Annotated in this window: 20 protein-coding genes; 8 read left to right on the forward strand and 12 right to left on the reverse strand. The window is 42.7% G+C overall.

Annotation, left to right across the window (positions count from 1 at the left end; genetic code table 11):
* Positions 1–2 precede the first annotated feature (2 nt).
* Genes hisS through CCS77_RS05085 form a run of 8 tightly spaced genes read left to right on the forward strand, consistent with a single transcriptional unit; the run spans position 3 to position 7,839 of the window.
* Positions 3–1,229, forward strand: coding sequence for a histidine--tRNA ligase (gene hisS / locus CCS77_RS05050; RefSeq protein WP_107916754.1), 1,227 nt, complete (start codon positions 3–5; stop codon positions 1,227–1,229).
* On the forward strand, positions 1,226–3,061 hold the full coding sequence (gene speA / locus CCS77_RS05055) for a biosynthetic arginine decarboxylase (protein ID WP_002940876.1): 1,836 nt from the start codon (positions 1,226–1,228) through the stop codon (positions 3,059–3,061). The genes hisS and speA overlap by 4 nt, the downstream gene beginning before the upstream one ends.
* 11 nt (positions 3,062–3,072) lie before the next feature.
* Positions 3,073–4,251 carry a pyridoxal phosphate-dependent aminotransferase gene (locus tag CCS77_RS05060; protein WP_107916755.1) on the forward strand — a complete coding sequence of 393 codons (1,179 nt, stop codon included), beginning with the start codon at positions 3,073–3,075 and terminating at the stop codon, positions 4,249–4,251.
* Positions 4,251–4,454, forward strand: a complete 204-nt coding sequence (gene thiS / locus CCS77_RS05065; protein WP_107916756.1) for a sulfur carrier protein ThiS — start codon at positions 4,251–4,253, stop codon at positions 4,452–4,454. Before CCS77_RS05060 ends, thiS begins: the two co-directional genes overlap by 1 nt.
* 7 nt (positions 4,455–4,461) lie before the next feature.
* Positions 4,462–5,313, forward strand: a complete 852-nt coding sequence (gene thiF, locus CCS77_RS05070) for a sulfur carrier protein ThiS adenylyltransferase ThiF (RefSeq protein ID WP_107916757.1) — start codon at positions 4,462–4,464, stop codon at positions 5,311–5,313.
* Positions 5,314–6,078 (forward strand): thiazole synthase, encoded by a 765-nt coding sequence (locus CCS77_RS05075; RefSeq protein WP_021089084.1) that lies wholly within the window; start codon positions 5,314–5,316, stop codon positions 6,076–6,078.
* A complete protein-coding gene (thiH, locus tag CCS77_RS05080; RefSeq protein ID WP_107916758.1) occupies positions 6,078–7,232 on the forward strand; it encodes a 2-iminoacetate synthase ThiH in 1,155 nt (384 codons plus the stop codon). Before CCS77_RS05075 ends, thiH begins: the two co-directional genes overlap by 1 nt.
* Positions 7,219–7,839: a thiamine phosphate synthase gene (locus tag CCS77_RS05085; protein ID WP_236635239.1), complete on the forward strand. Its 621-nt coding sequence runs from the start codon at positions 7,219–7,221 to the stop codon at positions 7,837–7,839. Before thiH ends, CCS77_RS05085 begins: the two co-directional genes overlap by 14 nt.
* Positions 7,840–7,940: 101 nt before the next feature.
* Here the strand turns inward: CCS77_RS05085 and CCS77_RS05090 are convergent, their stop codons facing one another.
* The 12 genes from CCS77_RS05090 to mltG all read right to left on the reverse strand — a co-directional run bounded on the left by CCS77_RS05090 (position 7,941) and on the right by mltG (position 24,461).
* Entirely contained in the window at positions 7,941–12,641 is a 4,701-nt protein-coding gene (locus CCS77_RS05090; RefSeq protein ID WP_107916759.1) for a hypothetical protein, read from the reverse strand.
* A gap of 321 nt (positions 12,642–12,962) precedes the next feature.
* Positions 12,963–13,820, reverse strand: coding sequence for an 8-methylmenaquinol:fumarate reductase membrane anchor subunit (gene sdhE, locus CCS77_RS05095; RefSeq protein WP_103602594.1), 858 nt, complete (start codon positions 13,818–13,820; stop codon positions 12,963–12,965).
* Positions 13,821–13,822: 2 nt separating this feature from the next.
* A complete protein-coding gene (sdhB, locus tag CCS77_RS05100) occupies positions 13,823–14,788 on the reverse strand; it encodes an 8-methylmenaquinol:fumarate reductase iron-sulfur subunit (RefSeq protein WP_107916760.1) in 966 nt (321 codons plus the stop codon).
* 9 nt (positions 14,789–14,797) lie between these two features.
* On the reverse strand, positions 14,798–16,660 hold the full coding sequence (sdhA, locus tag CCS77_RS05105; RefSeq protein WP_107916761.1) for an 8-methylmenaquinol:fumarate reductase flavoprotein subunit: 1,863 nt from the start codon (positions 16,658–16,660) through the stop codon (positions 14,798–14,800).
* A gap of 430 nt (positions 16,661–17,090) precedes the next feature.
* Positions 17,091–17,513 carry a heat-shock protein gene (locus CCS77_RS05110; RefSeq protein WP_107916762.1) on the reverse strand — a complete coding sequence of 141 codons (423 nt, stop codon included), beginning with the start codon at positions 17,511–17,513 and terminating at the stop codon, positions 17,091–17,093.
* A gap of 38 nt (positions 17,514–17,551) precedes the next feature.
* Positions 17,552–18,103 (reverse strand): 2-oxoacid:acceptor oxidoreductase family protein, encoded by a 552-nt coding sequence (locus tag CCS77_RS05115; RefSeq protein ID WP_103567213.1) that lies wholly within the window; start codon positions 18,101–18,103, stop codon positions 17,552–17,554.
* Complete coding sequence (locus tag CCS77_RS05120) at positions 18,100–18,945, reverse strand: 2-oxoglutarate ferredoxin oxidoreductase subunit beta (protein WP_107916763.1); 846 nt, start codon at positions 18,943–18,945, stop codon at positions 18,100–18,102. The genes CCS77_RS05115 and CCS77_RS05120 overlap by 4 nt, the downstream gene beginning before the upstream one ends.
* Positions 18,935–20,065 (reverse strand): 2-oxoglutarate synthase subunit alpha, encoded by a 1,131-nt coding sequence (locus tag CCS77_RS05125; protein WP_107916764.1) that lies wholly within the window; start codon positions 20,063–20,065, stop codon positions 18,935–18,937. The genes CCS77_RS05120 and CCS77_RS05125 overlap by 11 nt, the downstream gene beginning before the upstream one ends.
* Positions 20,062–20,373 carry a 4Fe-4S dicluster domain-containing protein gene (locus CCS77_RS05130; protein ID WP_107916765.1) on the reverse strand — a complete coding sequence of 104 codons (312 nt, stop codon included), beginning with the start codon at positions 20,371–20,373 and terminating at the stop codon, positions 20,062–20,064. Before CCS77_RS05130 ends, CCS77_RS05125 begins: the two co-directional genes overlap by 4 nt.
* An 8-nt stretch (positions 20,374–20,381) precedes the next feature.
* Complete coding sequence (locus tag CCS77_RS05135; RefSeq protein WP_107916766.1) at positions 20,382–21,275, reverse strand: lactate/malate family dehydrogenase; 894 nt, start codon at positions 21,273–21,275, stop codon at positions 20,382–20,384.
* A 3-nt stretch (positions 21,276–21,278) separates the two neighbouring features.
* Positions 21,279–23,453 carry an NADP-dependent isocitrate dehydrogenase gene (locus CCS77_RS05140; protein ID WP_107916767.1) on the reverse strand — a complete coding sequence of 725 codons (2,175 nt, stop codon included), beginning with the start codon at positions 23,451–23,453 and terminating at the stop codon, positions 21,279–21,281.
* 63 nt (positions 23,454–23,516) lie between these two features.
* Positions 23,517–24,461, reverse strand: a complete 945-nt coding sequence (gene mltG / locus CCS77_RS05145) for an endolytic transglycosylase MltG (protein ID WP_103638573.1) — start codon at positions 24,459–24,461, stop codon at positions 23,517–23,519.
* Positions 24,462–24,510: the final 49 nt, after the last annotated feature.

Consider the following 24,510-nt stretch of genomic DNA (forward strand, 5'->3'; position numbering starts at 1 on the left):
CGATGATAACGGCACTTCGTGGCATGAAAGATATGCTTCCAGCTCGCGCAAAACTTTACGCACAGATAATAAAAACCTGCGAGGAAGTCGCAAAAAACTACGGATATGAGCAAATTTTGACCCCGCACCTCGAGGAGACGGCGCTTTTTAAAAGAAGTGTCGGCGAGAGCAGTGACATCGTGGGCAAAGAGATGTATCAGTTTGAAGACAAGGGCGGCAACGACGTTTGCTTGCGCCCTGAAGGCACAGCTGGCGTGGTTAGAGCGTTTATCGAGGCAAAACTTGACAGAGCAAATGTGACAAAACGCTGCTTTTATCATGGCTCGATGTTTCGCTATGAGCGCCCACAAAAAGGCCGCTTAAGGGAGTTTCACCAGTTTGGCTGTGAGTGTTTTGGCGAGGGCAGCGTCTATGAGGATGCGAGCATTATCTTGATGGTGAGCGAAATTTTTAACAGGCTAAACATCAAAACAACCCTAAAAATAAACTCACTTGGCGACGAGAGCTCGATGAAGTCTTACAAAGAAAAACTTGTTAAATTTCTAGATGAAAACAGTGAAAAAATTTGCGAGGACTGCAAAAGACGCAAGCTCTTAAACCCTATCCGCGTGCTTGACTGCAAGATAGAAAGCTGCCAAGAAATTTATAAAAACGCCCCAGTCATAACTGATAGCTTAAGCGATGAGGCGCAGGCTGATTTTGCAAAACTGCAAGAAATTTTAACGGCAAATGGCGTTAAATTTGAGATAGACACTAAGCTCGTTCGTGGGCTAGACTACTACTGCAAGACGGCGTTTGAGTTTATCAGCAATGAGATCGGCTCACAAAGCGCAGTCGCAGGCGGAGGCAGATACGACAGGCTCGTTGAATATCTTGGCGGTAGAGCAAGTTATGGCGTTGGCTTTGCGATGGGCGTTGAGAGGATAATGGAAATTTTAGGTGAAGCTAGAGATGAGCGAGACGGAGTTTATCTTTGTGCGCTTGATGCAGCAAATGTTGATTTTATCTATAATCTTGGCTCAAAACTTCGCAAAAAATATCAAGTTGAAATTTCTTATGAAGCTAAAAAACTTCAAAAACATCTGCAAAATGCCGACAATAAAAATGCAAAAATTTTCCTTTGCGTGGGCGAAAACGAGATGAAAGAGAATAAAATTTGGTATAAAAATTTAGAAACCAAAGATGAAAAAACGATAAATTTAGATGAGCTTGAAAAGGAGCTGGGATGAATGATTTTGGACTTAGCATTTGGGGCAATTCAAATTTTGTGATAGAAGACGGCAAAGTCTGCATAAACGAAGCTAGCAAGCCAGCGATCATCGACATCGTTAAAGAGATAAGAGACGATGGCTACAGAGGGCCGCTACTGCTTCGTTTTCCGCACCTTATCCAAAAGCAGATCGAGCAGATCCACGCAAGCTTTGCAAAGGCAAAGAAAGAATTTGCCTACAAAGGTAGCTTTAACGCCGTTTTTCCGCTCAAGGTCAATCAATATCCTGGCTTTGTAAAAAATTTAGTTCGCCTTGGCAAACCTTATAACTACGGCCTTGAGGCTGGTAGCAAGGCTGAACTACTTCTAACTATGGCTTACAACAATGACAAAGCGCCTATAACGGTAAATGGCTTCAAAGATAAAGAGATGATAAACATAGGCTTTATCGCCGCTGAAATGGGGCATAACATCACGCTAACGATCGAGGGCTTAAACGAACTTGAAGCGATAATCGCCATCGCAAAAGAGCGCTTTAAGCCAAAACCAAAGATCGGACTTAGAGTAAGGCTACACTCGACAGGATCGGGGCTCTGGGCAAAAAGTGGAGGCATACACTCTAAATTTGGCCTAACATCAACCGAGCTAATAGAAGCTGTAAAGATGCTAAAAAAGGCAAATTTACTTGAAAACTTCACGATGATACACTTTCACATCGGCTCTCAAATAAGCGAGATCCATCCGCTCAAAAAAGCACTCATCGAGGCTGGCAACATCTACGCTGAGCTTAGAAAAATGGGCGCCTCAAATTTAAAAGCTATAAATTTAGGTGGTGGCCTTGCGATCGAGTACTCGCAGTTTAAAGAAGAGAGCAGCAGAAACTATACGCTAAATGAATATGCAAACGACGTTGTTTATATGCTTAAAACCATAAGCGAGCAAAAAAAAGAGATCGAGCCAGATATTTTCATAGAGTCAGGTCGCTACATCGCCGCTTCTCACGCACTTTTGGTCGCTCCTGTGCTTGAGCTATTTTCTCAAGAATACACCGAAGAGAAGCTAAATTTAAAGAAAAATAATCCAAATTTAATAACCGAGCTAGTTGATCTTTATAAGTCAATCAAGCCTTCAAACGCCCTAGAGTACCTGCACGACGCTATCCACCACACTGAGAGCATCCTCACGCTCTTTGATCTAGGCTATGTCGATTTGCAAGATAGGTCAAACGCAGAGGTGCTTTTAAGGCTCATTAGCAAAAAGGCTGTCGTGATGCTTGGCAACAAGAGCAACTCAAGCGATCTAACTAAAATTCAAAAAGAGGTTCAAGAGAGATACCTACTAAATTTCTCGATCTTTCAAAGCTTGCCAGACTTTTGGGGACTAAAGCAAAATTTCCCTATCATGCCACTTGACAGGCTCGATGAGCGCCCTACTTTGCCAGCTTCGATCTGGGATATCACTTGCGATAGCGACGGCGAGATCAGCTATGATGACGAGAAAAATCCGCTACTTTTGCACGACGTGGATGTGGAGAAGGAGGATTATTTCTTGGGATTTTTCCTAGTTGGCGCATATCAAGAGGTGATCGGCATGAAGCACAACCTCTTTACTCATCCGACAGAAGCTACCGTGGAGATAACAAGCGATGGCTACAAGGTTACAAATTTACTAGAGAGCCAGTCGATCCTTGATATCATGGAGGACATGGACTACGATATCTACGAGATACAAGACACTCTAAATGAGCGCTTAGAGAAATCAACTCTGATAAACGAAACACAAAAGAAGCAAATTTTGGGCGAACTTTATCTATTTTTAAATGACAATAGCTACTTAAAGACAATCAACTAAAAAGGACGAAAATGCAACTAGCAAACAGAATGCAAACATTAAGCGAATCAATCACAATCGCGATCAGCACAAAGGCCAAAGAGATGAAGGCTGCTGGCATAGACGTGATCTCGCTTTCAGCTGGTGAGCCTGACTTTATGACTCCAAAAAAGATAAGAGAAACTGTAAAAAACGCACTTGATAACGATAGCAAAAGCGGCAAATACACGCCGGTACCGGGCTTGCCTGAGGTCATAGAGGCCATAAGAACAAAGCTAAAAAGAGATAACGGACTTGACTACAAAGCAAATCAAATCGTCACAAACATCGGCGCAAAACACTCACTTTTTAATGTATTTCAAGCGCTTATCAACCCAGGTGACGAGGTCATCATCCCATCTCCATACTGGGTGAGCTACCCTGAGATCGTTAAATTTTGCGGTGGCGTGCCTGTCTTTATCGAAGCAGACGAGAGCACAAATTTCAAGATCACAGCCGAGCAGCTAAAAAAAGCGATCACACCAAAAACAAAGGTCTTTTCGCTAAATCACCCGACAAATCCAACTGGAGCTGTATATACAAAAGAGGAGATCGCGGCATTTGGCGAGGTTTTAAAGGGCAGTGATATCATCATCACAAGCGATGAAATTTATGAAAAAGTGATCTACGGCAAGAAATTTCACGCAGTAGCCTCCGTAAGCGATGATCTTTTCAAAAGAACGGTCACGATAAATGGACTAAGCAAGTGTGGCGCGATGCCTGGCTGGAGATTTGGCTACATAGCAAGCTCGATGGACTGGCTAATTGCTGGCATCAAAAAGCTTCAAAGTCAAAGCACAAGCAACATTAGCTCGATCGTGCAAATAGGCGCTATCCCGTCACTTCTTGGAGAAACCGACGACGATATCGAAAACATGAGAAAAGAGTATGAAAGAAGACGCGACGTGGCAGTTGAAATGATAAACGCTATCCCTGGGCTAAGCGTAGTTAAGCCTGATGGCGCATTTTATCTATTTGTAAAATGTAAAGAGGTAGATGGCGACTCACTTAGATTTTGCAAAAAGATGCTTGAAGAGGCGAACGTAGCAACCGTGCCAGGAGTTGGCTTTGGCATGGAGGGATATTTTAGAATTTCTTTTGCAACCGACATCGAGAGCATAAAAAAAGCGATCGAGAGGATCGCAAATTTTGTAAAAAGCTACAAAATTTAATGATCAAATTTAGAGTAAATGGCAAAATTTTCGAGCTTGAAAACGATATAAATGTTTATGATTTTTTAGCTCAAAATGGCTATGAGCTTAAATTTATAGCCCTTGAGCGAGACGGAGAAATTTTGCCAAAAAAGCTTTGGCATGAGCGCTTCATGAGCGAGGGCAAAGCTTATGAGATCGTCACTTTAGTTGGCGGTGGATGAGGAGAAAATGATAGAGATAGTACTAAATGGCGCAAAATTTAAGGTGCCAGTAAAAAGCCTTAGCGAGCTAAAAGAGCTTGCGCTTGGCGATAAAGAGAGTGAAATTTATAAATTTTTAGAGAAATTTAACGCGACAAAGCCAGACATTTTTATCGTTGATGGCTTTGCTATAAAAGAAGATAGCGAGCTAAAAGATGGCTCAAATGTCGTATTTATAAGGCGTGGCGTGATGCCTGAGCGTGAAGTTTTACGCGCGATGATCGCTTCACGAAACAGCCCTGAGCTAAATTTAGCCCTAAGCAAGGCAGTGATCGGCGTAGCTGGACTTGGCGGTCTTGGCTCAAATATCGCGCTAAGCCTAGCTAGAGTTGGCGTAAAAAAGCTAGTACTTGCCGACTTTGACGTCGTTGAGCCAAGCAATCTAAACCGCCAGCAGTATTTCGTCCGCCACATCGGCTTGAAAAAGACGCAGGCGCTTAAAGAGCTGATAAATGACGTCAATCCCTTTGTCGAGGTCGAAACTCACGATATATTTTTAGATGAAAAAAACGTGGCTAGCGTCTTTGGCGAGTGCGAAATTTTATGCGAAGCCTTTGACAACGTCGCTGGCAAAGCGATGATACTAAACGAAGCTGGAGCAAGCTTAAAAGATAAAAAGATCATCGGCGCCTCTGGCATGGCAGGATACTTTAGCTCAAATCTCATAAAAACCATAAAATTTGCCAAAAATGTCTATCTTTGCGGCGACCTCACAAACGAGGCGAAGATCGGTCAAGGGCTCATGGCGCCGCGCGTCGCAGTCTGCGCAAATCACGAGGCAAATTTGGTCATTAGACTACTTATGGGCTTGGAGGCGTAAGTGCAAAGCGATAGTTTGATCCTTGGCGGCAAGAAGTTTCAAAGCCGCTTTATCCTTGGCTCTGGCAAGTACTCGCACGAGCTCATCGACTCAGCCATAAACGAGGCTGGAGCGCAGATCCTAACCCTTGCTCTTAGGCGCATAAACGAGAGCAAAGAGCGAAATATACTTGACTTTATCCCAAAAGGCGTGACGCTTTTGCCAAACACAAGTGGCGCTAGAAACGCCAAAGAGGCCGTTCGTATCGCCCAGCTCGCACGTGAGCTTGGGTGCGGGGAGCTTGTTAAGATAGAGATCATAACTGACTCTAAATTTCTCTTTCCAGACAACGCTGAGACGATAAAAGCTTGCGAAGCCTTGGCAAATGACGGCTTTGTGCCAATGCCATATATGTTTCCAGATCTAAATGCCGCAAGAGCGATGCTAAGTGCTGGGGCAAGCTGCATAATGCCTCTAGCTGCGCCAATTGGCTCAAACCAAGGGCTAGTTTTTAAAGATATTATTGAAATTTTGATAAACGAGCTTGATACGCAGATCATCGTTGATGCTGGCATCGGCAGGCCTTCACAAGCGTGCGAAGCGATGGAGATGGGAGCAGCTGCGATCATGGCAAACACAGCCATCGCCTCATCTAAAAATATCCCGCTCATGGCAAGAGCCTTTAAAGAGGCGATCATCGCTGGTCGCAATGCCTATCTAGCAGGCCTTGGCGCAAAGAGCAAAAGCGCAAATGCCTCATCTCCGCTCACTGGATTTTTAGACTGATGAAATTTACAAGAACCGACCACATGCAGCTGCTACCTCACATGCAAGATGTTGGCAGCGACATTATGGATGAAATTTTAAAAGAGCGCGCGAGCTACAAGCCTGAAAACTACAGCGAAGCAGACGTAAAGGCAGCCCTTAATGCAAAGCACTGCTCGCTTGAAAATTTAAAAGCCCTGCTCTCGCCTGCTGCAGCACCATTTTTAGAGCAAATAGCCCAGCTTGCCCAAGCAAAGACAAGGGCAAATTTTGGCTCAAACATCACGCTTTTTACCCCGCTTTACATAGCAAACTACTGCGATAATCTCTGCGTTTATTGCGGTTTTAACGCCAAAAATAATATAAAAAGGGCAAAGCTAAGTGACGAGGAGATCACAAGGGAGTTAAGAGAAATTTCAAAGAGCGGCTTAGAAGAAATTTTGATCCTAACTGGCGAGAGCGAGACTAACTCAAGTGTCGCTTACATCGCAAATGCCTGCGCTTTGGCAAAGAAATTTTTTAAAGTCGTTGGGGTTGAAATTTACCCGCTAAACTCTGAGGGCTACGCCCTACTTCACAAAAGTGGCGCAGACTACGTGACCGTCTTTCAAGAGACTTATAATCCCACAAAATACGAGAAAATCCACCTTGGCGGCAATAAAAGAATTTTCCCATACCGTTTAAATGCGCAAGAGCGAGCGATTCTTGGAGGCATGAGAGGAGTTGGCTTTGCCGCACTTCTTGGCATAGACGACTTTAGACTTGACGCCTTTGCTACGGCACTTCACGCAAGCTTAGTTCAAAAAAAGTATCCGCACGCCGAGATCGCATTTTCATGCCCAAGACTTCGCCCTATCATCAACAACGACCGCATCAATCCACGCGACGTGGGCGAGCGCGAGCTTTTGCAAGTGATCTGCGCTTATAGAATTTTCATGCCAACAGCCAGCATAACGATCTCAACCAGAGAAAAGGCGAAATTTCGCGACAACGCCGTAAAGATCGCCGCAAACAAGATAAGCGCTGGCGTAAAAGTGAGCATCGGCGCTCACGGCGAAGAGAAAAAGGGCGACGAGCAGTTTGAGATAAGCGATAGCAGAAGTGTGGATGAGATAAAAGCAATGATAAAAGCAAACGGCCTAGAGCCCTTGATGAGCGAGTATGTCTATGTTTAAAATTCTCTGCGTGGCTGACTTTGAAAGTTATGAGGGCGATGACTTTTTAAAGAGGATCCAGCTACTTTGTAAGGCTGGCGTGGATGAAATTTTGCTTCGTGCAAAGGGGCTAAGCGAGGCTCAATTTTACGATCTTGCTAGGGTTGTGGCTCAAATTTGTGAAAACTACCGCAAGAAATTTATCATTAATCAATTTTTTGACGTAGCTTGCAAGCTAAAGAGCGACTTTTGGCTCACTTCGGCGCAGCTTGAATTTTTTAAAAATCACGGCGTTTTTTTAGAAGAATTTAGAAAAACAGCTAAAATTTACGCCCCAGCTCACGACCTAGAGCAAGCTAAAATTTCAGCCTCAATCGCTGACGTGCTCGTTGCTTCTCATATATTTGCCACCTCTTGCAAGGCGGGCTTAGAGCCAAAAGGAGTAAATTTTATAAGCGAGCTAAAAAGTTTTGATAAAGAAATTTACGCACTTGGCGGACTAGACAACAAAAACTACAAAGAGGCCATAAAAGCTGGCGCAAACGGCATTTGCTTTATGAGTTTAGCAATGAACGGCGATATGGAGCTTATAAAAAAGATAGCAAAGAGCAAAAACGAGCAAATTTAGCTTTATTTGCATAAAATTTTACATATTATTTTATATATAAAACTACATAAAATTGAATTTATAGGCTATTCTTGCTCCTCTTGCAAGAGCCAAGATGAGCTTTACAACAGATCAACTTGTACGCTGTCTTGGATCTCTACAAAAACGGTATGTGTTGATTTTATCAGTCTTCCATTGATAGTTTCATAGCGATCAAAGGTCGCTTTATAGACTTGATTTACCGCGTCACCATCACTTGTGACATCTACTTTGTTGTACGTATCGCCAACGACGCTATGTTTATTATTTAGCGTGGTGATATCTGCTTTTGTGGCTTTTACAAAATCATGTGTAAGCTGCACCAGGTCTTTACTATCGCCTATAACCTTTAGCACGGTATTTACGCTCTCGCTGGCTGGACTATTGCTCGCATCTCTTGTATTTCTACTATCTATGATGTCAAAGATGCCATTTGGACTAAATTTTATAGAAACAGCTTGATCTGCGCTGCCAAGTTGCACTTTTTCAAAGTTATTTATCTTTTTAACATTGTCTAAATTTGAAAAATCCACATCATCAACTACTATAAGCGTATCTACGCCACCTTTGCCGTCTATCGCCCTGCCCTTACTATAAACAAAAGCGTCATCTAGGTTACCGCCTTTTACGTCGCCTTCTTGTTTTAGATAGATTGGGTCTCCAAAATTTGCCTCGCTATATTTGCTTGTATTTATCTCGTAAGAATTTGTATTGCCTATCTTTTTAATAAAGTCATTTTGAATGAGCGCTTCAACGTAGTTGTTGCTAAAAAGGCGAGTTCCGCTATGCTCTGAACCCACTAAAGCATCTAGCGGGTATGGTCCATTTGGCGCACTAGCTTTTGGCATTATATACAAAGATAAATTCATCTCGCCAGTTCCGTCCATATACTCTAAATCAAATTTATAAAAACCCGCCTTATTAAAAGTATAATCAGTGCTATACCATTGACCATTTTTGCCATATGATACCTCTGTGGATGGTTGTATAAATGTTGTTGCACTTCCAAATTTTAGCGTATTGCCATTTATGGTTAGCTCTGCGTAGTTATGTAGATCTGCTGCTCTTATAGAGTATTTTCCAGGAGCATTTACATATATCCAACCATCCATTTTCATGACAAGGTCAGAGCCAACAGGGTTTGACTCTCCAAGCGTATAGTTGCCAGGCTTGCCTTTTAGTATGCCATTTGCAAAGCTTATATTTTCTCCCGTGCCAGCAGTCGTATCTACGCCGTTTATAAATTTCTTTGGTGCGTATGGGTTAGATGCGCTATACAAGGCATCACTGCCATATCTACCCACTCTTGCTAGATCTTCTGCGTGCATATTGCCTTGATCAGACAGGGTCTTATAGTGCGTCCCAGAGGCAAACTGTACAACATCATATGTAGTAGAGGCACTTGGAGAGTAAATTTTAATATAGTCTTTATAGATGGATTTGCCCCCTCGCTGCGAGTAAACACCAGAATCGCCACCAACTCTAGCCCTCCACGATGGATCTACGTAGTTATAAAACCACATATCAGCATCAAGGCCGCTATTGCCGATAAAAGTTACTGTGCTAACAGAGACATTTCCTGCGGTGTCGGCATTTTTTATCATGAAATTTGCTCCGGTGCTGTTTGCTGGCAGAGCAAAATTTTCAGAGTAGCTGTGCGTATCATCAAGAGTAGAGTTTTTATGGACGGAATTTAGCAGATCGTAAAGATCTACTTTGTTTATGGTGTTTTTATTTAACGTGTTATTACCGCTCGCATCGGTGCCAACACTACCTGAGATATCTACACTAGTGACGTGAGAAGTTGCCGTTGGAGTGCCGATCGCATCAGGGGTAGCGTCCAGATCTACGTGAACTATCAGATCATCATCCTTTGTGTCATCGCTCTTTAAAACGGTCGCTCTTATGTTTGAGTATCTCTCATCTAGCTTTATACCAAGAGCCTCAAAGTCCATATTTACACGCTTATCTACGCCGACTATTAGATCTATATATGTTTGCCCACTTGGTAAAATTTTGGCATTACCATGATCATCCTCAAGTGCTAAACGAAGCTTTGTACCAGGGTCGCGGTCCACGCCAAATATAATATTTGGCTGCTCGTCGTTAGTAAGTGAGATGTTGTACTCTTTTATGGTTTTTGTCTCATCATCGAAGTTATTTTTCTGGATAACCTTCTCGTAGTCCTCTACCCTAAGGTATTTAGCGATATTTATAGCTCCGCCATCTATCTGCGTGGCAAGCTTGACGTCATCTATGTAGCTTAAAATTCCAAAGTCAAAGAGCCTACCGCGAACGCCATCAGTTGTGGTGACCTCGTTTGGTGTCGTGATAGTGGCTCTAACAGGCGTAGAGTGATCGACCGAGATAGGGACATTTGGTATGCTAAATTTACCATCCACGATAGGAAGTGGCGCTGAGCCGTCACTTGGCAAGGCAGTTAGTCCGTCGTCGCTTATTGTGTATTTGACAGTTGTAGTTACAGCTGGTATGGTCGGAGTTGAGATAGTGACGCTTACATTGCTTCCTGGTTTTGCGTTGCTAGGCACGTAGATATCAAGGTCGCTTTGGGTTGATGGTGAGCCAGAAGGCGTGGTGATGCTATCTATTAGCCCATCTCCGTCATTATCTCTTGCAAACTGCACCTTTATGCTGTTATCTACGGTGATCTCGTCTGTGACTGGGTCTGCTTTGTTGCCTGCTTTGTCGGTAAATGTAGTCGTGAAATTTGTCGTAACGCCATAAAGTTTTGTCGTGGTCTCTATGATGCCATTATTTACACTAATAGCTACGCCATCATCTCTTGTGGCGCTATATGCGCCGGATGCGTTTTGAGAAATTTTAATGGTTATCTTATCTGTTTTGCCGTCGCTTCCTGCGATATCTATCTCAAATTTATCGCCATCTCTTGCATCGTTTGGAATTTTCATCTTTATAGAGGTTTTCGCACCATCAGGGCTAAAGCCACTCTCTCTACTAGTTAGCACGCCGTCTTTATCGCTATCTTTTGCAAACTGCACGTGCGGAGATCTAACAGGTGCGACCGTATCGCTTGAAATTTCACTCACGCTTGAAGCTTTTGTAGCTCCAGTCGTACCATCAATAATCGTCGTACTCAGCTTTTTTCTACTTGGATCAGTTGAGCTTGTAGGGTCAGTAACTGTGATCTTGCCATTTTGGATAGAGATAGTCTCACTACCTCCATCAAGCGTGGCAGTAAGTCCGTCAGGTGCGATAGTATAGGTCTTTGTGACACTTGTTGGTGTGCTAGCTGGGTCATCGACCTTTATGCGGATCTTGTCGCCAACTGCGGCGTTGTTTGGCACATAGATATCTATAAGTGACGCCGTGCCGCCACTTTTAGCCAGTTCGGCTGCATTTATAATGCCGTCTTTATTCTCATCAAGGGTAAAAACAGCGATCGGATCGTTATTATTTGCGATAGTTACCGTATCTGTCGCACCTGGGTTGCCCGATTTGCTTATCATTTGGATATTTACATTTGTTGGCGTTGATGATGAAATTTTAACAGCACTTGCCACATTAAAGCCGACATTTCCGCCGCTCTCACTTGTGAGTGGATAGCTCTCGCCACTATCTTTATCCACAAGCGTGCCACTAGATGTTTTAACAAGCGTCTTTTCATGCAAAGTGCCGTCAGGATCAGTGGTAGTGAGCTTTATCTTGTCGCCTATTTTCATGTTTGGTGATAAAACGATCTTCGCATCGTCGCTTGGGGTACTGCTGGCTGGATTAAAGCCATTTTCGCTAGCGTCTATCACGCCGTCGCCGTTTAGGTCTTTGCCTAAGACCACCTTTGTAAAGCTAAGAGCTGGCGTAACGGTATCAACGCTCGCGGCTGCCTTTGCTGGAGCTGAGCTAGCGCCATTTGCTAACGTGATGCTAGAGCTTACATTAAACGGGGCATTTGGCGTTATAGCAACGCTTGGGATGATAAATTCTTTTTGATCTGGATTTGTTGCATTTGGTGTGATAGGCAAAATTTCGCTTGGATTGTTTTCATTTATCACACTTGTGCCTGCAGGATCTACTTTGTAAGAAAGCGTGGTCTTTGTGCCGTTATTTACAACTTCTAGCGTCACTTTGTCGCCTGGCTTGAAGTCGTCGTTGTTAAAAGCAACAGCCATGCTTGTGTGATTAGGATCGCCGCCTGCTTCTGCGATATTGATATAGCCATCGCCATCAAGGTCTTTTAAAAGTGCGATGCTTGGCGCTGGTATAGCTGGAGCACTCTCTTTTTGCTCGACCACTACTGGCGCTGCTCCGCTAATAGAACTAACTGGCATTGCTGGCTCGCTTGAGATGATAGCTGATAGCTCTAGCGTACCGCCATCAAACCAAACTACGTTTGAGATGTGCCCTTGCGTGTCAAAATTTGATCCATTTATACTTGCTGCGTCGCTACCATGGCTTGAGCCATGAGAGTGGTGGCTAGAGCCTTGAGCGCTTTCGTCGCTACTTTTGCTACTAGACTCTTCGCTCTCGCCAAAAATCCTTCTCTTGTCCTCTTCTACTTGTGCTTCATTGCCTTGGGCGTCAAATTTTGCATTTGATAGCTCTTTTGTGATGATGATAGTTTGTGGTTCAAGTAGCGTGATAGGTGCAGCGTGGTCGAAATTTACAACGATAGTGTCGTTGCTGCTTTGCGTGATGATCTCATCGCCCAAAAATATCTCGTCGCCCTGCTTTAGCAAGATCAACTTTCCGTTTCGTTTTACAAAAACTTTTCCACTTATCTTTGCGACGACACCAACGCTTTGCATCTTTCATCCTTTAAATTTAAAACTAAAACATCCATTTAAAATTTTCACGCGATTATAGCCAAAAGTATTACAAAATAAATAAAGTGATTTTATATAAAAAATTGTCATTTTACAGCTCTTTTTTATATCTAAAATTTAGTGTTATTACCTGATAGTGCGCTATTTTTGCAATGATATAAAAGAGCAAATTTAAATAAATTTTAGCAGTAAGAAAATTTCTATATCACAAAGTAAATTTTAAAACTATTTTGTTATCAAATTTTATTTATTTTGAAAAATTTATGTTTAAAATTTCCCACGCCAAAAGACGTGGGATAAAATTTACGCTATCTTACTAGCGTCGATGATGTTTAGATCAAGACCTAAGTCTTCCACAGATAGACCAAGTGCAAGACCTACAAGCTGAGAGAGGTGGATGATAGGTTTTCTAACATCTGAGTGGTTCTCATCTTGATATCTCTCTTGATAGATGTCAAGTTGCATTTGGCAAAGTGGGCACGGAGTTACAACTACGTCTGCACCATTTTGATCAGCGTTATTTACGATCTGGCTTGACATTTTTCTTACTGATTTTCCAGCTGGATAGCTAGCGTGGAAGCCGCAACAGTCAAGTCTTTTCTCAAATGGCACGATAGTAGCACCAAGTGCGCTTACAACAGTTTCAAAGCTCTTTGGATTTACTGAGCTTTCTCTGTTATGTAGATCTTTTTCAGGTCTTAGGCTGTGGCAGCCGTAAAATAGCGCTACTTTTAATCCGCTAAGTGGTTTAACAACCTTTGCCCTTAGCGTATCAACATTTTGGTAAAGCTCCCATAGAAGGCTTGTTACCTCAGATGTACCATTATATTTCATATTGCCTTCAGCTAAAAATGTATTGATACGATCTTTTGCGCCCTTATCAAGCGTGCTTTTAGCTCTTGTTAGAGTTAGCATACAAGTTGAGCATGTCGTAAGCATCGGCATATTCATCTGCTCTGCAAGCGCTATATTTCTAGCATTTGCCACAAGTGCAGCCATAGGATCTACGTCTTGTGCTTGTTGAGCACCACAGCAGCTCCAGCCCTTTATCTCGTGAAGCTTCCAGCCAAGTACTGGAGCGATGGCCTCAAGCGACATCTTAGCCTCTTTAGCTGCTTGAGTGAGTACGCATCCTGGGAAAAAAGCGAATTCATTTTGCATAATTACTCCTTACTAGCAGCTTTGCGAGCCGCATTTATCATTTTTACTAGATCGTCATGACCTTCTATGTCTTCTTCGCCAAATACATGAAGCGGATTCATCTTGCCAGCAAGCATTAAGTTTGCAGCGATGTCTAGTTTGCCCATATTTTTGATAACGCCTTCTGAACGAAGTGCAAGTCTAACCTCATTTAGTCTGCCTGAGCCTTCAACTAGATCAGTTAAGAATGCCTCAGCGTGATCTGGTCCCATGCCCTCATTAAAGCCTTTTTGTATAGCCATGATGCGAAGATCAGTTATGTCGCCGCATGCGCTTATGCCTTTTGGACAGCGGTCAGCACACTCTTGGCATTTTACACACATCCAAAGGCCATTATCGATAGCTGGTTTTAGGTGTGGCATAGGATCTTTGCTACGTGAGTCAAAGGCAGCTCTATAAGCATGAACAAATACAAATGGCTGCATATAATCACTCGCGTCTGCTTCAAGTTTATTGCACTCGCTAGCGCATGCACCGCAAAGTATGCAGTCCCATTCAAGTGCGACTTTGTCGTACTCTTTTTGACTTTGCTTACAGCCTTTTGCAGCGCTAAATTCTGACTTAGCAGTGATGCTTGGTTTGATCTTGCGTAAATTTTCGATACTTGGCTCCCAATCCACCATAAGGTCTGAGATAACCTTGAAATTTCCAAGTGGTGAAATTCTAATAGTATCTGGATTGCCAAACTCAGCCAAAAGCTCGTTCATCTTTGTATCGCAAGCTAGATATGAGTGACCATTTACTCTAACAGCACACGCACCGCATATCGCTGAGCGGCAAGATGCTGTGAAATTTAACGTCGCATCCTTTTTTTGTTTGATGTCAAAAAGCACTGTTAAAAGAGTTTTGCCTTTGATCTCTTCATTTGTTAGCTCATAAGTTGATTCATATTTTTTAGTTCCGTCAAAACGGTCGATAATAATTTTCATCCTAGCTCCTTACTCTGGCTTCTTGCCGTCAAGTGAAAATATGCCTGTCACAACGTCTTTGTAGCTAAGTTCAAGCTTGTCGTCTTTTAGTGTGACTATGCTGTGTTTTAAGAAATTTACATCATCTCTTTTTGGATAGTCCTCTCTTGTGTGAGCGCCACGGCTCTCAAGACGATTTTGCGCTGCAAGACATGCTGCACGAGAAAGAAGTATAAGGTTGCCAAGCTCGACATAGTCAGTAAATGCTGTGTTCATAACTGGGTTTTGATTTGGCACTTTAAGGGTGTCATATTTTGCTTGGATAGCTTCTAGGTTTTTAGAGAGTTGATCAAGTTTTGCACCAGTTCTAAAGATACCCATTAGATCCCAGTTATTTTTACCAAGCTCTTCACGAAGTGCGTACATATCATTTACGCCACCCTCGCCTGTTGCTATGGCTTTAAATTTATCTTGCCACATTTTTGCTAGCTCAGAAGTTTTCTTACCGCTTGCAAATTTTGCATTTTGAGCGTAAGCACCAGCACCTTTGCCAGCTAGATCGCCAGTTACAACTGCATCAGTTAGGCTGTTACCACCAAGGCGGTTTGCACCGTGGATAGATACGCATGAAGCCTCGCCACCTACGTAAATTCCAGGGATTTTTGTGCTCATATCATCAAATTTAGCTACCTCTATACCACCCATTGAGTAGTGAGCTGTTGGGCGGATAGGCACTGGTTGCTCGATAAGGTCGATGTCTTGGAAAAGCATAGCAGTGTGGCGAATTTTTGGAAGCTTTTTCATGATAGTATCTTTGCCAAGGTGACGAACATCGCAAAGCACATAAGCACTCATACCCTCGCCAAAGCCTCTACCCTCGCGAATTTCTGTCTCGATAGCACGAGCGACGACGTCACGAGGAGCTAGCTCCATCTTTTCGTGATAGTTTTTCATAAAGCGCTCGCCCTTGTTATTTAACAAGTAACCGCCCTCGCCACGAGCTGCTTCTGTGATTAGCGTGCCACCATTTTGAACGCCAGTTGGGTGAAACTGAAGCATCTCAGGGTCTTCAAAACCAAGACCTACTTTAAGCGCAGCAGCTATGCCATCGCCTGTTGCTATAAATGGAACTGATGTGCGGTTGTAGAAAATTCTAGTGTATCCGCCAGTTGCGATGACTAGAGATTTGCAAAGAACTGGGTAAATTTGACCATCTTGGATGTTGCGAAGAACAACGCCTTCGACCTTGCCGTCCTCAAGACCGATCTCAAGTAGCTCGTGATCCATTAGAAATTTAACGCCAGCTGTGATAGCGTCGTCAAGACAGGCGTGCATCAAAACGTGGCCGGTTTTATCAGCTGCGTAGTTACAGCGTTTTTTACTAGCGCCGCCCATGAAGCGAAATGCAACATCGCCATTATCTTTACGGGACACGTCGCCATTGTCTATACGAGAAAAGAGCATGCCGTTGTAGTCTAGCTCGTGGATGACTGCGCCTGCTGCCTCGCAAAATTTCACAACTGCATCTTGATCAGCAAGATAAGCCGCACCTTTTACGGTGTCGTAGGCGTGAAGCTTGAAGCTGTCGCCATTGCTAAAGTCAGTAACGCCGTTTATACCGCCCTCTGCCATACATGTCGCGTTACGTGATGGCATCATCTTTGTGGCAACTACGACTGTTAAATTTGGGTTTTGTTTGCGAACGGCTGTTGCCGCACGAAGTCCAGCACCGCCAGAGCCGATTATTAGCACATCAACAGATGGCAAACCATTTTCATTGCCCTTTGGCAACTCGCCAGCAAAAACATTGGTCGCACCAGCTGTTGTAGCTAGCGCACCTACGCTGATACAGGCGCTTTGTAGAAATTCTCTTCTGGTAAATTTTTCACTCATTGATAACTTCCTATTTTAATAAGTTTATTAGCGTTAAGACGCACCGCCAGTTAATTTCTTAATATTTTTTAAAACAAGTAGATTAATTAAAAAATTAATGATGTAACTTTACATAAAATTTACTTAAAAGAAACATAAGAATTTATTTTAGGTTGTATAGTGAGATTTGATAGCTAAAATCACTTAGCCAAAGACCATTTTATCGTGTTTTTAGCAACTACTTATAAATTTATTATTTTGATAAAGGTAAAAATAATATTATCTCTCAATATATATTAATGAAAATAGATAAAATGTTATAAAATGGCTAATTTTACGTATCTTTGAAGATATTTCTTAAAATTAAATAAATAATTAAAACTAATAAATTTAAATTGGATAAAAATCGTATGATTATCAAAAATCATATAAATTTGTAAATTTTTGATAGCTAGAGAGTAAAATAATAGATAGCCCCGTAGTGTCTGACTGAAATAATAAAGCTTAAATTTATATCAAATATCTCAATGTCATCAAGGGAGGGATACCAGATATCGCTAAAAAATTTAGAGAGGTCATCAAAATGCAAAATATCAATGCTCTCAAATTTATTAAAATTTATGCAAATTTCATTTGGTGTGGCGATATCAAGCTTGCTAAAAGCGGTATTGAGATCAAAAATTGCTTCGTCCGCATTAAAGCCATCAAGCCTGCTAAATTTATCTATTTTAAAAAACTCATCTATATCATTTAGGCTAAATTTATGAAGTAAATTCTCTCTTATCTTTAAGCACTCACCAGCCGATAAGCTCCTAATGATCGGCATTTCAAAGCCATGTTCTTTGCGGAAATTTTCTAGTTTTATCTGATCCATATTGTGAGTTTTTGGCTAAATCAAATTTAGCCAAAAATTTATTTTAAAAGCTCTTTTGCGTATTTTAGGCCTAGCTCGTATGCTTTGGCGTTTGCCTCTTTGACCTTAGCTGGCACGCTTGCTAGCATCTCTTCACGCACTAAATTTTCATCCATACACCCACTCATCGCCACAGCCACACCAAGAGCTACGACGCTTTGAGTGATGACGTTTCCGACCTCGTCTTTTGCGATAGAGATGATAGGAATTTCATAAATTTTCCAGCGCTTTTTATCTTCGTCGCTTACTTTTACCAAATTTGGCTCAACAACGATCGCACCACCCTCTTTCACGCCACTTTTAAAGGCATCGTAGCTTATCTGCGCAGTTGCTAGCATGAAATCTATCTCGCCCTCGTTTGCATAAGGATATAAAATTTCTTTTTCATCAAGTATGATATCGACCTTCGTTGGACCGCCACGTACCTGAGATGTGTAAGTAGAGGCCTTGACGCCGTATCCGCCCGCCTTTATCTTAGCAGCTGAGAGGATCTCTCCAGCTAGTATGACACCCTGTCCGCCAACGCCGACAAATCTTAGTTGTGACTTCATGCTAGCTCCTTAAAATCTATCGCTTCATTGCTCATTGCAGCCCTTCTTACCTTGTCGTAAGCCTTGGTGTATTCGATCTTTTCTTCATCTTTATGCAGCACACCAAGTGGGAAAATGCCCTTTTTCTCTTCGTCGCTTAGCATGTCAAATTTGATCTTGCTAGTAGTGCGGTCCTTTATCCACTCTAAATTTTTCACCGCCTCGCCCATTTTATTTTTACGACCTAAATTTATGTGGCAGTTTGAAAATACATCAAAAAAGCTATATCCATCGTGGCTAAAGCCCTCTACAAAGAGTTTTGTAAGCTTCTCTGGCTCGATGACGCTTCCACGCGCGACAAAGCTAGCACCTGCGGCAGTTGCGAGCTTACAGGCGTCAAAGCTAGGATCAATGTTGCCGTATTGTGCTGTGACCGTCCACATGCCCTTTGGCGTGGTTGGACTGGTTTGCGAGTTTGTTAGTGCGTAGATGAAGTTGTTGATTAATATATGATTTAGCCCGATATTTCGGCGGCATCCGTGTATCGTGTGGTTGCCCCCTATCGCTAGTCCGTCGCCATCGCCAGTTACCACGATGACATGCTTGTCTGGGTTTGCCATCTTTACACCAGTCGCGTAGGCTACGGCTCTGCCGTGAGTCGTGTGGATGGTGTTGCAGTCAAGATATCCGCTAAAGCGGCCAGAGCAGCCTATGCCTGAGACCACGCAAACGTCGTTCATGTCCCAGCCCATGGTGTCGATAGCGCGGATGAGCGCCTTTAGTATGACGCCGTCGCCGCAGCCCCAGCACCAAAGAGTAGGCATTTTATCTGTTCGTAAATATTTATCATAATTAAAAGCCATAAATTTCTCCTATCTTCGCCTCGATCTCGCTTGGGCTTATCGGTCTGCCGTTTGCTTTTAGCAGTTTTGCAAAGTCATCTCTTAAGATGATCTTTGAAATTTCGCCACTATATTGACCTAAATTTAGCTCGCAGACTAAAATTTTATTAAATTTATCTGATATCTCTTTTAGCTTTTTAGCTGGAGCTGGGAAAAGTGTGAGCGGCTTAAATAGCCCTACTTTTAGCCCTTTTTCACGTAAATTTAATATCGCTTGCTTAGCTGAGAGCGCCACGCTGCCAAAAGCGATGATGCAAATTTCAGCATCATCAAGCATAAACTCTTCAAATTTCTCGCACTCATCAGTGTGTAAATTTATCTTGTTAAACAGCCTATTCATTGAGTATTCAACGATCTTGCCATCTTCTGTTGGAAAGCCAGTAGCGCCGTGATGAAGCCCAGTTATATGGTAGTGGTAGCCTTTAAAGAAAGGATTTAGCGTGGCTGGCTCGTCGTGCGCTGCCTCGTATGGCTTATACTCTTTTGGCTCACCGCTAAATTCTCTTCTTTTATAAATTTCTAGCTCGCCAATTTCTGGCAGGCGCACTCTAGCTTGCATGTGACCTATCGTCTCGTCAAGTAGCAGCATAACCGGCGTCATAAACCTAGCTGCGAGGTTAAAGGCGCGCACGGTCTGCGTATAGCACTCCTCTAGGCTGCTTGGCGCAAGGACGATCATATTTACATCGCCGTGAGTTGGGTTTTTAGCCTGCAAGATATCGCCTTGTGCGACACGTGTTGGTAGGCCAGTTGAAGGGCCGCCGCGCATTACATTTACGATGACAAGCGGTATCTCAGCGATAAAACCAAGGCCTATTTGCTCAGCCTTTAGTGAAATTCCAGGCCCTGAGCTAGCAGTCATCGCTTTAGCGCCACTCGCACTTGCACCAAGAGCTACTGAAATTCCAGCTATCTCATCTTCCATTTGTATAAATGTACCGCCATGTTTTGGTAAAAGCACGCTTAGCTCGTGGGCTATCTCACTGCTTGGAGTGATAGGATATCCGCCAAAGAAGTTACAGCCACACTCGACCGCAGCCCTTGCTACTAGGGCATTTCCAGTTGATACTACCTCTCTCATGCGCTCTCTCCAAGCTTGGCAAATTTATTTGCCTTCACAGCCGTAGCTCGCTCTTTGCTCTCAGGCGTTAGCTTTGCAAATTTAAAGCCCTTTTCCGCCACATAAATGGCAAAATCAGGACAGTGAAGCTCGCAGTCACGGCATCCTATGCATGAGTCAGCATAGACCACCTCTATCATCTTGCCAAGCACCGCCTTTGGCTCAAGCCTCATGCCTAGCACGCCTGCTGGGCAGTAGCTCACGCAGACATCACAGGCCTTACACCTGCTCTCATCTACCCAAACTGGGACATTTTCTTTTACGATCATATATCTTCCTACTCTAAGTTTTCTTTTAAAAATTTGATATTTTTTCTAATTTCAGCTTCACTTTTGTTTAGTTGCTCTTGCTCGTCTTCGTCTAAATTTAGCTCTAAAATTTCTTTTAAGCCATCACGTCCGAGCCTTACTAGCCTGCCACAACTTAGCTCATCGTCTATTAGCACGCTAGCGCTTATTATCTCATCGCTCTTGCCAACGATCATCTCGCACATCTTCACAGCTGCAGCCGCTGGCGCGTAGTAAGCTGAAGTGCCAAGCAGTTTAACGATCTTTGCACCGCCAGTGCTTGTCTCTTTTTTGAGAGCTTTTAGCTCATTTTCACTTAAATTTTCGCTTATATTGCTAGCTGATACGATCATCTCGTCATTGTGAGCGCCGACGATCTTTGCTCTTAGCTTGCTAGCGTCCTTATCTTTTAAAAGCGCTAGCTCATATCTGCACCTTGCGCTATCTAGCTCGCCAGCCATGCCGATCACTTTGTTTTTGCTAAAACCGCTAAATTTATGAGCCGTCCAAACCATCACATCAAGCGGATTTGTGACGACTATTATCACTGCATTTTTGGCAAATTCAGCTATCTTTTGCGCAGTTTGCTTTACGACAACGGCGTTTTTAAGTAGCAGATCTTCTCTAGTTTGACCCTCTTTTCTTGGGCTTCCAGCTGTGACTATGACGATGTCACTGCCCTCAATTAGCACAAAATCATCGCCGCCACAAACGCTAGTTTTAGCGTTAAAGACGCAGCTTGACTGCGCTAGGTCGATCGCCTTTGCGCGCGCCACGTCACCAAATATATCTACAAGCGCGATCTCATCGCAAAGCTCTCTCATGCAAAGCGCATAAGCTATGCTAGCACCGACGTTTCCAGCTCCAACTACACTTATTTTCATCTCTTATCCTATTATTTGATTTAAAATTTCACTTGGTCTCATGACCTCATTTGCTCTTGCTTCATCTAGCAGGTAGTATCCGCCAAATTCCACGCTTGCACCATCTTTTTCTCTAATCTGCTTTAAAATTTCACTCTCGTTTTTCTCTAGCTCGTCTGCTAAATTTTCAAAAATTTTGCTTAAAATTCCGCCATTTTTTGCCATCTCTCTTGCCCAAAAAAGTGCCAGATAAAAGTGTGACTCTCTTGTATCAAGAGTGGCATTTGGCGTTTTGTTTTCATCTAGATAGCTAGCAACCGCTCTATTTAGCGCGTCACTTAGCTCTTTTGCCTCTTTTTTTTGCCTAAAAAACGCTAGATGTTCAAGCGATGCACTAAGCGCCAAAAACTCGCCCAGACTATCCCAAAGCAGGTGATTTTTCTCCTTTAGCTCTTTTACAAGCGTCGGAGCCGTCCCACCAGCACCAGTCTCAAACATCGCTCCACCAGCAAGTAGTGGCACTACTGAGAGCATTTTTGAGCTGCCACCTAGCTCAAATATCGGGAAAAGATCGGTTAGATAGTCTCTTAAAACGTTGCCAGTGACACCTATGACGTCTTTGCCAGCTCTTATTGCCTCAAGCGATTTTTTAGTTGCTTGCTCGTAGTTTAAAATTTCAAATTTCACGCCAGCACTAGTAAATTTATCTCTAAATTTTTCAAATTTAGCTATCAAATTTCTATCATGAGCGCGGCTGCTATCTAGCCAAAATATAAGCTCATCTTTTGAAATTTCGCCTCTTTTTAAAGCAAGCTCAAACCACGCATTTATCGCATCTTCTTTGGCCTGCGTCATCCGAAAAATGTCGCCACTTTTAACGCTAAATTTAAAGACACTCTCGCCAGCTTCGTTACAAACAACAAATTCTCCGTCCTCTTTTGCGATGAAAGTCTTATCGTGACTGCCGTACTCCTCGGCCTTTTTAGCCATTAGCCCCACATTTGCCACGCTGCCAATGTTGCTCACATCAAGCGCGCCATGCTCTTTAAAGTCCGCCACGCAGGCCTCATAAACTCTAGCGTAGGTCCTATCTGGGATCATGCAAAGTGAGAAATTTAGCTCGCCGTCCTTATCTTTTACCTTGCCAGAGTTTCTAATGAGCGCAGGCACGGAGGCGTCAATGATGACGTCATTTGGCACGTCAAAGTTGCTGGCACTTTCATTTAGTGCCCAAATTTTTGCCTTTTTACTCAAAATTTCATCAAATTTAGCCAAAATTTCATCTTTATTTTTAAGAGTTGAAATTTTAGCAAACATATCTTTTAAGCCATTTTTTGCCTCAACACCGTGAGCCTTAAACTCATCACCAAATAGCTCAAAAACCTCATTAAAATAGCTCTTTATCGCATGCGCAAAGATGACTGGGTCGCTAACCTTCATCATCGTGCATTTTAGATGCAAGCTCAAGGTCAAATTCTCTTTTTTTGCCTCGTCAAAGCAGCTTTCATAAAATTTATCTAGCTCATCTACGCTTAAATATGTAGCATCAACTATTTCGCCGCTTTGAACGGCAAGCTCTTTTAAAAGCTCTTTTTTGCCATCTAAACTTATAAAATTTATATAAAATTTCTCATCTTTACTAGCGATTATTGAGCGCTCATTTTCATAAAAATCACCCTTTTGCATGTAGCAAATTTTAGTTTTATTTGCCTTGTCCCAGTCGCCGTTGCTATGTGGATGCTTTTTGGCAAATTCTTTAACCGGTGGCAGGACTCTTCTGTCTGAGTTTCCTTGTCTTAGCACTGGATTAACAGCGCTACCAAGTACTTTTTGATATTTTTTAGCGACCTCTTCGTCGTAGTCTGTGATGATCTCGTCTGGATAAAATGGCACGTTTATGCCCTTACTTCTAAGCTCATCAATAGCCACTTTTAGCTGAACGAGCGTGGCTGAGATGTTTGGCAGTTTTATGATATTTGCCTCTTTGTGCGCGGTTAGCTCGCCCAGAAGCTCCAGCTCGTCAGCCTTATTTAGCCCAAGCTCTTTGCTAAAAAGAGATAAAATTCGCCCAGCAAGGCTTATATCAGCCCTAGTTATGCTAATGCCAGCGCGTGATAAAAAGCTCTTAACGATAGGAAAGAGAGAGTAGCTTGCAAATAGCGGTGCTTCGTCGGTTTTTGTCCAGATAATGTCACTCATTTTAGCCCTTTTGATTTTTTGAAATTTATCACTTTTTTTATTAAAGCTGGTTGTATTTTAGCCCTATTTTGCGATATTTTGGTTGTGTTCGCTTAAGGTTTTTGAAAAAATGTGCTTTTTCGCCTTTTTGTCAAGCACAAAATACAAGTAGTTTGTCTTTGCAGGGTTTATTGCCGCTTTTATCGCATTTATCGAGACCGAGCAGACTGGGCTTGGCGGTATGCCGTCGTTTAGATAGGTGTTAAACTCGCTCATATCGCTTCTTATGCGCTCAGCCGTGATCACATCGTGCGAGTAGATACCATAGTTTAGCGTGCCGTCCATCTGCAGCCTCATGCCCTTATCAAGGCGGTTGTAGATGACTGAGGCGACAAGAGGCATCTCAGCGTCGTTTGCGGCCTCTTTTTGGATGATAGAGGCGATGGTTAAAATTTTAAACCACTTTTTCTCGTTGTATTCGCCAAAAATTTTCCTGCTGATCTCGCTTTGTGCCTTTTTAGATGAATTTACGAGGTAATATGCTAGATGTCTTTCGCTGATGCCAACTGGAATTTTATAAGTATTTGGCATCAAAAAGCCGTCGCTCACTGGCGCAAGTGCGTTGTATTCGCTATTTAGTTTAACTGCGTCAAGTCCAAGCTGCGCTGCTATCTGGTTTAAAAAAACGATAGTAGTTTCGCCAGGTATGAGCGTAATCTCCGTCATCGCAGCCTTTGCCTTGGCAAGTTTTTTTAAAAAATCAACCCTTGAAATTTTATCTTTTCCTATCTCGATCCAGCCAGACTGAGGCGAGCCGATGAAACGCATGGCGTACTTGTCGATCACACTTAAGTTAAAGTTGCGATTAGCTAAATAAGATATAATCTCGCCCACACTCCCCTTTGGTATAAAAACGACCTTGCTTGTGTTTATAGGGCGTGCTAAATATACAAAAAGACTTAGGACGACGATGAGTACGATATCAAAAAAAATATCTAGGTATGGTTTTTTTATAAAATTTTTTATCATTTTAATTCTTTCGCTTCTTTTGCTTTTAAAATACGGCATAAAAATTAAC

Source organism: Campylobacter concisus (assembly GCF_003048375.1).
GTDB classification, from domain to species: Bacteria; Campylobacterota; Campylobacteria; order Campylobacterales; family Campylobacteraceae; genus Campylobacter_A; species Campylobacter_A concisus_T.